This is a genomic window from Nocardia aobensis NBRC 100429, from assembly GCF_000308375.1.
Classification (GTDB): Bacteria; Actinomycetota; Actinomycetes; order Mycobacteriales; family Mycobacteriaceae; genus Nocardia; species Nocardia aobensis.
This window is the reverse complement of the sequence record NZ_BAFQ01000084.1, coordinates 1-1,067: the sequence shown is the minus strand read 5'-3', so window position 1 is coordinate 1,067 and position 1,067 is coordinate 1. Positions and strand designations below refer to the sequence as shown.

Below are 1,067 nucleotides of genomic sequence, written 5' to 3'. Positions count from 1 at the left end.
TTGGTGGTGGTGGCGAGGGCGGCTTGGAGGCGGCGGAGTTTGCGGCGGGCGATGATGGTGGGGTCGAGGTGGGGGTTGGCTTGGTCGGGGTGTGGGGGGATGTGGAGGGCGAGGATGTGGTAGTTGTCGGCGATTTCGATGCCGCATTCGCGGGCCATGGTGCTGGTGGGGTGGCCGCCGAGGAGTGCTGAGGTGAGGGTGTGGACGGCGTTGTGGTGTTCGGAGACGACGGCGCGGAGTTCGCGGACGTAGGCGCCGGAGACGGCGGTGGTCATGGTGTCGAGGATTTCGACGAGGAGTTTGGCGCCTTGGAGGAGGTTGGTGTAGTCGGTGTGGGTGAGGGTGAGGGTGGGTTCCGCGTCGGCGGCATTGTTGCGGGCGCCTGCGCCGTTGGTGCTGCCGCTGTTGGTGCTGCCGCTGGTGGTGGTGTTGGTGCGGGTTTTGGTGGTGGCGTTGGTGACGACGAGGTCGAAGCCGATTTTGAAGCCTTCGTGGATGGCGTGGTGGATGGTGTCGATGGGGACGCCTTCGCGGGCCCAGGCGGCGGCGGCGTCTTTGAGGCGTTCGGTTTTTTCGGGGATGTCGCGGCCGTCGAGGAGGCTGATGGCGAGTTCGAGGCAGGTGCGGGTGATGGTGGTGATGTCGCCGTGGATGGCGTCGCCGGGGAGGGTGCCGCAGGGTGCGACGTTTTCGACGAAGTGGCCGACCATGTGCCGCGACAGCGACCACACATCCTTCAACGGCGACGACAGCAGTTGACCGGACATGGTCAGGCCGGGGCGCGTCGAGGTGGCGGTGGCGTCGCCGGATGCGCTCGGCGAGGCGGCAGAACCCGGCGTGGCAACAGACATTGGCGAAAACTTCCTTCCCCCGCCCGTTTACTGCGCTGCCTTTATAACGTAACCGTAACGAGACCCCGATGGACGCCTTTCGCCCATCCTCGTGACAAATGAGGAGGCCACCCGGGCGTGGCCTGGTGAGCGGTCACAACTCGGCCGCCGGATGAAACGGGCCGGTCAGTTCGGTATTCCCGCCGATCAGCAGGCGTTTGAGCACCTTGCCGGTTT

Annotated in this window: 1 protein-coding gene; it reads right to left on the bottom strand. The window is 65.9% G+C overall.

Annotated features, from left to right (window positions below; translation table 11 throughout):
• Window positions 1-767, bottom strand: a 767-nt coding sequence (locus RJ03_RS38310) for an RsbRD N-terminal domain-containing protein (protein ID WP_506330080.1), incomplete at its 3' end; no start/stop codon positions are given.
• Window positions 768-1,067: the final 300 nt, after the last annotated feature.